The sequence below is a fragment of the uncultured Chitinophaga sp. genome, from assembly GCF_937874145.1.
Classification (GTDB): domain Bacteria; phylum Bacteroidota; class Bacteroidia; order Chitinophagales; family Chitinophagaceae; genus Chitinophaga.
In genome coordinates this window covers 1-9750 of sequence record NZ_CALNBI010000095.1, presented here as the reverse complement: position 1 = coordinate 9750, position 9750 = coordinate 1, and the positions used below count along the sequence as shown (strand labels likewise).

The following is a 9750-nucleotide window of genomic DNA, read 5'->3' as shown; positions in this document are numbered from 1 at the left end:
GTAACGGGGTGTTGACGGTTACTGCCAGGAAGGAAGCCTTCGAAGGGCGCGCCTACACCTCCGCGAGGCTCGTTTCGAAAGGGCGAGGCGATTTCCTCTACGGGCGTTTCGAAATCAAAGCGAAGCTGCCCGGCGGGAAGGGCACCTGGCCCGCCATCTGGATGTTGCCGACAGAGTGGGCTTACGGCGGCTGGCCGAAATCCGGTGAAATCGACATCATGGAACATGTGGGCTATGATCCCAACCGTGTGCATATGAGCGTGCACACCGAGGCTTACAATCACAGCATCAATACCCAGAAAACCGCGCACAAAATCGTGGACAAGGCGATCGGGGAATTCCATGTGTACCGCGTGGACTGGACGCCTTACGCCATCCGCGGTTACATCGACGGTACTTTGCTGTTTACCTTCATCAACGAAAACAAAGGCGCGGCCGCATGGCCATTCGACAAGAAATTCCATTTCCTCCTCAATATCGCCGTTGGCGGCAACTGGGGCGGGCAGCAGGGGATAGACGACAGCGTTTTCCCTGCCACCATGGAAGTCGATTATGTACGCGCTTACAAAATGATAGAGAAATGAATGTTCCCATGAAAACCTTCCTGCTGGGGATGCTTTGCTGCGTATTCAGCTGCAGGGGCAGCGATGGGCCAGGGCCCGGCCCGGCAGACCCTCCGGGGCCGCAGGGGCCGTCGGACGTGGCGTTCTGGCTCACGAAAGGCGACCGCTCCGTCCTATTCGCGAAACAAAATGTAGTGTTGAATTTCAATACCCAGCTCAACGCATCGCCGAATATTACCGTCGATGAATCGCAGGCTTTCCAGGAGATCGACGGCTTCGGATACACGCTTACCGGAGGCAGCGCCACGCTCATCAATGGGCTGCCCGAAGCGAAGAAGTCCGCGTTGCTGGAGGATTTGTTCCGGTGGGACAGTACGCACATTGGCGTCAGCTATCTCCGGATCAGCATCGGCGCATCCGACCTCAGTGCGTCCACCTTCAGTTATAACGACATGCCCGCCGGGCAAACGGACCCCACGCTTGTGAATTTTTCCATCCAAATGGAGAAAACCGATCTGATTCCGGTGTTGAAACGCATCCTGTCGATCAACCCCACTATCAAAATCCTCGGTTCGCCATGGTCGCCGCCGGAGTGGATGAAAACGAACGGAAATTTCAAAGGAGGGAAGCTGAAGCCGGAGTATTATGCGGCTTACGCCCAGTATTTCGTGAAATATGTGAAGGCGATGCAGGCGGAAGGGATTCCCATCGACGCCATCACGCCGCAAAACGAACCGCTGCACCCGGGCAACAATCCGAGCCTGGACATGCAGGCCGCCGAGCAGGCCGATTTCATCGGCAATCATCTCGGCCCCGCCTTCCGCGCAGCGGGCATCACCACAAAAATCATCTGTTACGACCACAACGCCGACCGGCCGGATTACCCGCTCACCGTGCTCGGCGACGCCAAAGCCGCGCAATACACAGATGGTTCGGCGTTTCACCTGTACGGCGGTTCCATTTCTGCGCTCACGCAGGTACACAACGCCTTTCCTGACAAGCACGTGTATTTTACGGAGCAATGGGTAGGCGGCCCCGGCAACTTCGCGGGAGATCTCAAGTGGCATGTTTCCAACCTCATCATCGGAGCGCCCCGCAACTGGAGCCGCAACGTACTGGAATGGAACCTCGCCGCCACGGCGGATTACAAGCCCCATACCCCTGGCGGCTGCACCACCTGCCTCGGCGCGCTGACCATCGGAAGCGATTACACGAAAAATGTGGCGTATTACATCATCGCCCATGCCTCCAAATTCGTGCGCCCCGGATCCGTGCGTATCGCGTCGAACCTGCCGGGTTCCCTTGAAAACGTGGCCTTCCGTACGCCCGACGGCAAAAAGGTGCTCATCGTGCTGAACAACGGCGCCAACGCGCAGGCGTTCAATATCCAGTACAAGGGCAAACAGGCAGCCACGGAACTGGCGCCCGGTGCGGTAGGCACATACGTGTGGTAGCAGCTGCAAAACAGCGTGTTTAGTAGGTTCAATAAATGGTAACGAAAGCCGGGACGCAGATTGCGCCCGGTTTCTTTTTTTAGAGGTTCAGCCAGTACACCAGTTTCAGCACCAGCGCGCGGTTCTTCACGTAAAAGGGTTCCGGCAAATAATTGTCGGTGTACACAATAAAGAGGTCCGAAGCCGGGCGGTAGCGCCATTGCAGGCGGGTATTCAGGTTCATGTTCTTCATCTGCTCGTTGTACTGCACAAATCCCGTGAAATAAAGCGTGTTGGTCATGGTGACGTCGAGGCGCGGGCCTACGAGCCAGAAACCGTTATTGCCCCAGGGCTGCGGCAGGTTGAGGCGGTTGTAGTTTGCGCTCATGGACGGCTGGAACCGGTAACCCAGCTCCCCGGTGGCCGTGAAGCGCTTGCCGCCCGCATAATAGCCGCCGTAACGGGCGCTGAGCGCGTAGGTGAGGAGGCTCTGCGGTTTGGACACATAATCGGCCCCCACGGTGTTCCAGCTGTGTTTGGAGAAGGCTTGCAGGCTGTCTTTCCCGAGGTTCAGCGGGTCGAAAGGTTGCAGCAGCTGGATGTAAGTGGTGCTGGCCCACAGGTTGAGCGTGTTCCGGGCGCGAAAAACGAGGCCGTAGTTCAGCATCAGCTCGTTATCCGTCCGCTCCATTTTTTCGGTGAAGAAGTTGGTGGACGTCAGTTGCGGGCCGTGGCTGAGGAGCGCGCCCGTCTTCGGGAAAAACAAGCGGGTGGCCGTAGGCGCGAATTTGATGTACCCTGTTCTGGGTACGTATCCCACTTCGGCCTTATAATTCTTGCCCACATATTCGTGCTGCCAGCCGATGCTCCAGACTTTGCTGGTGTATTGCAGGTTGGCGGCATGCGCCCAGTCTTTGCTGCGCAGGCCGGGCGAGAAGGATTTCAGGGCCAGGGCCTTGCCCGTCCAGAAGTTATTGGCCGAAGCGAGGTTGTATTCCAGCCCGAAATTGCGGTTGTACCGGGAATAGACAGGGTCTCCCGGTTCCGCTTTCCCCGGATCGTAATTGATGGATTCCTTGTTGATGAGCAGCATCCCGATGTTGGACCGCGAAAACACCCGGCGCTGCAACGCGGCCACGGTAAAATTCTGTGCGGGCAGCGAAGTGGCCGATTGTTTCCCCGTTTGCATGTTCATTATACCCAGCCGCCAGTTCCGGTTCAGTTTGCCGGAAAGGCGCGCGCCGAAATGAATGGGCGTTCCCAGCCCGATACGGCGCGAAAAGAATGGGCGAAGCGTACTGTACCCGAAATTGGTGAACTGGTCGCCGTTCTCCAGGAAAAACTGCCGCCGCTCGGGGAAGAACAGCTCGAAGCGGTCGAGGTTGGTCACCTGCTTGTCTACGTCGACCTGCGAGAAGTCGGGGTTCACGGTCAGGTCGAGGTTGAGGGAAGAAGTGATGCCTATTTTGGCGTCCAGCCCGGCGTCGCGGCGCCACTTGGTGGGGTTGCCGGAGATGTAGTCTTTGTTGAGGCCGCCCAGCACGTAGGGGATGAGCGAAATATTGGGCCCGGCATTGGGAGGGATCGTGTCCCAGTCGAGCACGCCGGTATAAGCCAGCGAAGCGGAAGGGAATTGCCTGGGCACCGGGGCCCAGCTGCTTTTCTCTGTGGTTTTCAGGTCGTTCCGCCCGAAATTGATCCCCCAGCGCGTGATCCCTTTTTTGTACCGGATGGTTTTGAAGGGAATGGAAGCTTCGAACACCCATTTGTCCGGGTAATTCTTCACGACGGACGTCCATTTGTTCTCCCAGCTGAGGTCCACCTTCCCGCCGTCGTACATCAACCCGTCCCACTGCGCCCCTGCGGCGTTGGAACCGAAGGCGAAGCCGTTGGTCTGATCGTCGAAGGGGTCGAGGAACATGAGGAAGTTATCGTTCTTCAGGAATGCGAAATCGCGTCGGAGGCTTTCTACCATGTACGGCCCCGGCGCGCCGTTGTAATTGATGACGAGGAGGTAGATCTGGTTATTGTCGTACGTCATCTTCACATCCGTGCGAACGTTGGCATAACTCGTATCCATGGGCAGGATCATGAAGAAGTTGGACGCGGAATCCGCATTCCGCCAGGCGGGCTCGTCGGCCACGCCATCGATTTTGATGGCGGAAGTCGCCTTGCGCATCTGCAGGCGGTATTGTTCGTTTTTCTTCTGTGCCGCCGCCTGGAGCGTGAATATGCAGCCGAGTAAACATGGAATGATTCGTCGCAAAGTAAAGTCGTGTTTCCGGGTTAGGGGGGCTAAAGTACACAAATGCGGTGGGGTTGTATCTCCGTTCATGTAAAAAACAAAAGACCGGCAAAAAGCCGGCCTTTTAATCCTCTACTGAAAACACTCACACGATTCACTCGTTCACACTTACTTGCTGTTGATTCTTTGATTAAATCGTTTCGTTATAAATCGTCTTTAGTTTGTACATTTTTGAAAAATCGTCGTACCTCGCCAGTTCATCGTTGCTGCGGAACTGCATGTCGATCAGCTGGTGGAATTTCCCGTTGCCGGGGAACGCCTGTTTGAGGTTGGCGATGGTCAGTTCCAGCACTTCGCTGCCGGGTTCGGCGCTGAAGTAGAACTTCGTTTCTTTCACGCGGCCTTTGCCTTTGCTGGTTTCCACTTCGCGGCTATACATATTGAAACCGTTGGCGTCCAGGATTTTGTAAGCGTTGTTGCCTACGAACCTGTAATCCTGCTGGTTTTTATCGCGGTAGCCGTACAGCTGGCTTTTTTCCAGCAGCATCTGCTGGTCGCCGTGCCATACTTTCACTTTACCGTGCTGGAAGGGAACGTTTGCTTTGATTTTATGATGTTCGGCGCCGTAGCTGATCTTTCCTTCCGCATAATCTGCATCGGAGAGATAGAGCCCGGTTTTGCCGGTTTGCGCTGCAGCGGGAAGGCTGAGCACAACACCTAACATGGCGGCGGATAAAGTCAGGAATATGCGCTTCATGGGCTTTACGTTTTGGTGTAGGGCAAATGTACCGCCGTTCCGCACCGCCGGTTATGACAAATATCATGTTGTAACGCATTTTGGAAATTTTTAACAATTCGGGTATGGAAAAGGAGAAAATACTGCATCCGGAAGGTAAAAAAGCACGGATATGATAAAAAGAATCGCACTGTTCCTCCTGATATTACCCGCACTGCCGGCCGCCGCCCAAACGCCGCAATTCGCGCCTTCCGCCCTGAAATCCGTTACGGTGTACAGCCGCGGCGCTGAAATGACGCATACCGCCCGGCTGTCGGTCTCCAAAGGCGTCAGCAAGGTAGTGGTAACGAAAGTTGCCGGGAATATCGATGAAAGCAGCATCCAGGTGAGCGCGCCCGGCGGGGTAACCGTGATGTCGGCTACATTTGGCCGCAACTTCCTCCCCGAAATCGCCGAAAAACCGGCGTACCGCAAGCTGCAGGACAGCCTCGAGTCCGTGAAGTTCTCCATTTCGCGGTTGCGCAATACGCGCACGGCACAGGAAGGCACCCTCGCGCTGCTGGATAAAAACCAGGCATTGGGCGGCAATGGCGCCAACGTGGCGGAACTGGCCAAACTGGCTGAATATTATACCGCCAAGCAAATCGAACTGCGGAATAGCATTTACGGACTGGTAGAAAAAGAAGCAAAGCAGGCCGAGCTCATGGAACGGATCGAAAAGCAGCTGGCCGAACTGAACGAGAACCCCGAAGCCGCCGGCGGACAAATCGCCCTGCAGGTGATGGCCAGTGCCGAAGTGAACGGCGCCATGGAAATCCGCTACGTAGCGCGCGACGCTTCCTGGAGCACGCATTACGACCTGAAGCTCGAAAACATCAGCAAACCCCTGAAACTCGTCTATAAAGCTAATGTGCGCCAGCATACGGGGCTCGACTGGAAAAACGTGAAGCTCACGCTCAACACGGGCAATCCCTCCAACGCCGGCGTGGTCCCCCAACTGGCCACCTGGTTCCTGAATCCCGTGGTCCGCATCCGCGGCACTGCGGATGCATTGGCAGGCAGAACTTTGGGATTACAGGAAGTTGTGGTAGTGGGTTATAGCGGTGAAGGAGCGGCAAAAAGTGTGAAAAAGGAGAATGTTGCGCCGGCGCCTCCGCCGGTTATGGCAGCGGTTCCCACAGCGATCGTGCAGCACCAGACCAGCGCCAGCTTCGATATCGACATACCTTACGACATCGCCGGCAACAACGAAAATCATTCTGTGGTATTGAAGGAAATGGAAATGCCCGCCGGATACACTTATTACACCGTCCCGAAACTCGACCAGGATGCGTTTCTCGTCGCCAACGTGAAAGATTTCGCGGCCTACAACCTGCTTCCCGGCGAAGCCAACATCATGATCGGCAACCTCTACGCGGGCAAAACCTGGATCAACCCGCAAGCCACGGAAGACACGCTGAAAGTAAGCCTCGGCCGCGACCGCCAGGTGGTGGTCCGCCGCGAACTGATGGCGCAGATGAGCGGCACCAAAATGATCGGCAGCTCCGTTCGTAAAGCTTACACCTACGAAATCCGTGTGCGCAACGGCAAGCAGGAAGCAGTGAAATTGCAGCTGAAAGACCAGTATCCCATATCCACCGACAAAAACGTGGAAGTAGCGCTCACGGAAGCCTCCGGCGCCGCATCCAACGGGGAAACCGGCGAGCTTACCTGGGAGCTGGACCTGAAGCCCGGGGAAACCAAAACCCTCCGGCTCAGCTATACCGTCAAACATCCGAAAGGAATACAATACCAGGGTTTATAGGAATGCGCCCCAAAATGGCGGATGCGCGGGCACAGGTCCGCGCATTTTTTTTACTTTTACACCAACATGAGACAGAACAGTAACCCCATCGTGTAAAAAATTAAAAACGTAGCTGAACTATTTATGAAATTAGACATTAGACCAGAGACAGCCGCCGAAATCCCTGCCATCCACGAACTGCATGAGCTGGCATTCGGCCAGAACAACGAAAGCCGGCTTGTCGGCAAGCTGCGCGATTCGCAACACTTTATTCCCGAACTGTCGGTAGTGGCCTACGCGGGCGAATACCTCGTGGGGCACATCCTGCTCACGCGGTTGCCGCTGCAGGGCAACGACGGGCAAACCTACGAATCCCTGGCCCTCGCGCCCATGGCCGTAACACCGGCGCTGCACCAGATGGGTGTTGGCGGGCAGCTCGTAAAGTATGCCTTGAAAACCGCGGCAGACATGGGTTTTGAATCCGTGATCGTATTGGGTCACCCGGAATATTACCCGCGCTTCGGCTTCAGCCCCGCATCGAAATTCGGCATCCGTACCGCCTACGAAGTGCCGGACGCGGCCTTCATGGCCATCGAACTGAGACCCGGCGCGCTGGCCGGCAAATCAGGCATGGTCGTGTATCCGAAAGAATTCGAAGAAGTGGGGTAGCAGCACATCGGAAGACATTAAAAAAGCCGGCGGAACATCATCCCGCCGGCTTTTTATGCGTTTAGGCATTACCGTGCTGCTTCCAGGCACACGAGCTTCCCATCCATCGATGAAGCCAGCAACAGGTTGCCGCTGAGCGGTTGCACGGTATTAACGAGGCAGTTGGAGAACTGGTGCTTCCAGCGCAGGGAGCCGTCTGCCGCCGACAGTGCGCATACCAGGCCCGATTGCCCGGCGATGAACACAACGCCATCTTTTTCGGTGATTGGCGTCGGGCAGATTTCGTATCCCAGCTGCACCGGCGATTGCCATACCAGTTTGCGTTCCGGCACCGTGGCGTCAAAGGCGAGGATGTTGCCCTGCATGGTTTTGGCGTACACGCGGGCGCTGTCTTCCGATTGCCCCAGGGATTCGCGGACCCATTGTTTGTCGTCGCGGAAGCGCCAGATCTGTTGGCCGGTTTCGGTGTTAATGACGGTCATATACCGGTCCGGCGAAACGATCCAGGCGCGGCCGGCGGCGGCCACCGGCCAAACGGCGGCGGGGGAGAACATGCGGTTGGCGGCGCCATTGGACCATTGCCAGGCGGAATCGCCGGTGCCGGCGTTCAGTGCGTAGAATTTATTGCCCCAGGTGCCAAACATCACTTTACCGCCGTAGACGAGCGGTTTGGTTTCCACGAAGCCCTTCAGGCCCGGATGGTCCCAGGCGGGAGCACCGGAAAGGATGTTCCAGGCGCGGCAATGCCCGTCGGACCCTGCAACAATCGCCAGGTCGCCGTGGCGCGCGGGTGATGATACGATAGCCATGCCCGTTTCGCGGATCCAGGCGCGCTTGCCGTTGGAGAGCCGCAGGCAATAGACTTTACCGTCGGAACAGGGCACCACCACGCGGCCGGCGTGTACCAGCGGCGTAGCATATATCTTGCCGCCGGCTTTGTAGCGCCAGCGGATTTTCCCGGTTTCGATATCGGCGGCTTTGATGTCGCCGTTTGTGGTGGTGTAAATGATCTTTCCATCCGCGATGGCCACGGCGCTGCCCATGTCACCGTCTTCCTGTATCTGCCATTTGACCTTCACCGCCGGGAACGAATCGTTCAGGCGTTTGGCCGCATCGTCGGCAATGGCGGGGAATATGGCTGGACCTCCGGTTGCGGCGGCCATCCGGTGCCATTCGGGGAGCGTTTGGCCGGAGGGGCGGCGTTCGGCGAAGAGGATGGAATCCTTGCGTACGGTAACCAGGTTATATCCGCCCACGGTTTCCTTTGCCCGGAGGTTGGAGCGGCACATCACGTTGGGGATGGCAGTGCGCGTCATGATGCGGTTGGCGTGGCCGTGGCCGCAAAGCATCAGTTGCACGTTTTTCTCGCGGAGCATGCCGTACACGTCGAGCCAGTTGTTCAGCCCTTCGTCGAGCGGATAGTGGTTGATGTACACGATGGGCATGGAGGCGGGCGTGCGGTCGAGGGTTTTGCGGAGCCAGACCATGTTCTCGCGCGGTACTTGTCCCGGGCCCATGCGCATGTTGGGTCCGCTGTTGGTGCCGATGAAGCGGTAGCCTTTGTGGTCGAACAGGAACGTTTCGTCTCCGAAAACGGTCCGGAACGAATTGCACCCGCTTTCCGACCATTTCGTATCGTGATTGCCGGGAATAATGTGCCAGGGTTTCTCCAGCTTGTCGATGGCCTGTTTGGCTATCTTCAGTTCAGCATCCGACCCGAACTCCGTCACATCTCCCGAAAAAATGACGAAATCGATACCGGAAAGCTGGTTGAGGTCGCGGATGGTGCGCTCCAAATCTTCCAGCCCCGTTTCCACACCTACGTGCGTGTCGGTTACGAGCGCGAAGCGGAACAGGGTATCCTGTGCGGTGGCTGCGCGGGAGAGCAGAAGTGCTCCCAGCAGCCAGGCGAAGCATGTTTTCATGATCCCCAAGATACCGCGCCGCATCTGGAAATAAAATGTCTTTTCCGGTAACGGCAGGCAGCGGCAAGTTTGTCAAAGGGGAAGAAAAAAGCCCGCGGCCGGAAAAGCCGCGGGCAAATGATATGTCGCTATTAATAAAAATTACCGGTTGTTCCGCCGGATCATCGCGAAATTCACGATCCACTGGAACGCAATGAACCCGCCGGCGTATATGAGGAACCACAGCGAGAAGGCTTCTCCCGTAATAAATCCCGATACAATGGCGCCGAGGGCCAGCACGCCCAGCCCGTAAATGAACAATTGCATGAGCAACGGTTGTTTGAATTCTTTATTCCGCACGCTCAGCGGGATCATATAAGAAATCCCCGCAAACGTCATCGCCAGCCATCCCGCGCC

Annotated in this window: 7 protein-coding genes and 1 pseudogene; 4 read left to right on the top strand and 4 right to left on the bottom strand. The window is 56.7% G+C overall.

Annotated features, from left to right (window positions below; all coding sequences use genetic code 11):
• Nucleotides 1-584 (top strand): glycoside hydrolase family 16 protein (locus Q0510_RS04190; RefSeq protein WP_298708537.1); only part of this gene is annotated, 584 nt, incomplete at its 5' end.
• An 8-nt stretch (nt 585-592) separates the two neighbouring features.
• Nucleotides 593-2017 carry a glycoside hydrolase family 30 beta sandwich domain-containing protein gene (locus Q0510_RS04185; protein ID WP_298708536.1) on the top strand — a complete coding sequence of 475 codons (1425 nt, stop codon included), beginning with the start codon at nt 593-595 and terminating at the stop codon, nt 2015-2017.
• Between the two features lie 79 nt (nt 2018-2096).
• Here the strand turns inward: Q0510_RS04185 and Q0510_RS04180 are convergent, their stop codons facing one another.
• Together Q0510_RS04180 and Q0510_RS04175 are read right to left on the bottom strand one after the other, a co-directional pair.
• Complete coding sequence (locus Q0510_RS04180) at nt 2097-4262, bottom strand: DUF5916 domain-containing protein (protein WP_298708534.1); 2166 nt, start codon at nt 4260-4262, stop codon at nt 2097-2099.
• Between the two features lie 169 nt (nt 4263-4431).
• Complete coding sequence (locus Q0510_RS04175) at nt 4432-4998, bottom strand: hypothetical protein (protein ID WP_298708533.1); 567 nt, start codon at nt 4996-4998, stop codon at nt 4432-4434.
• Nucleotides 4999-5149: 151 nt separating this feature from the next.
• On the opposite strand from Q0510_RS04175, the gene Q0510_RS04170 reads away from it, so the two are divergent.
• Together Q0510_RS04170 and Q0510_RS04165 are read left to right on the top strand one after the other, a co-directional pair.
• Complete coding sequence (locus tag Q0510_RS04170; protein WP_298708530.1) at nt 5150-6781, top strand: DUF4139 domain-containing protein; 1632 nt, start codon at nt 5150-5152, stop codon at nt 6779-6781.
• A gap of 123 nt (nt 6782-6904) precedes the next feature.
• Nucleotides 6905-7429: a GNAT family N-acetyltransferase gene (locus Q0510_RS04165; protein WP_298708528.1), complete on the top strand. Its 525-nt coding sequence runs from the start codon at nt 6905-6907 to the stop codon at nt 7427-7429.
• A 68-nt stretch (nt 7430-7497) separates the two neighbouring features.
• On the opposite strand, the gene Q0510_RS04160 is transcribed toward Q0510_RS04165, so the two are convergent.
• On the bottom strand, nt 7498-9354 hold the full coding sequence (locus tag Q0510_RS04160; RefSeq protein WP_298708526.1) for a PQQ-binding-like beta-propeller repeat protein: 1857 nt from the start codon (nt 9352-9354) through the stop codon (nt 7498-7500).
• 141 nt (nt 9355-9495) lie between these two features.
• A pseudogene (locus Q0510_RS04155) lies at nt 9496-9750 on the bottom strand (hypothetical protein); the annotation flags it as partial.

Excerpts from the sequence above, each read along its gene's own strand:
- Q0510_RS04185 (WP_298708536.1), top strand. The coding sequence starts at position 593 with ATGAAAACCTTCCTGCTGGGGATGCTTTGCTGCGTATTCAGCTGCAGG.
- Q0510_RS04175 (WP_298708533.1), bottom strand. The coding sequence starts at position 4,998 with ATGAAGCGCATATTCCTGACTTTATCCGCCGCCATGTTAGGTGTTGTG.
- Q0510_RS04170 (WP_298708530.1), top strand. The coding sequence starts at position 5,150 with ATGATAAAAAGAATCGCACTGTTCCTCCTGATATTACCCGCACTGCCG.
- Q0510_RS04165 (WP_298708528.1), top strand. The coding sequence starts at position 6,905 with ATGAAATTAGACATTAGACCAGAGACAGCCGCCGAAATCCCTGCCATC.
- Q0510_RS04160 (WP_298708526.1), bottom strand. The coding sequence starts at position 9,354 with ATGAAAACATGCTTCGCCTGGCTGCTGGGAGCACTTCTGCTCTCCCGC.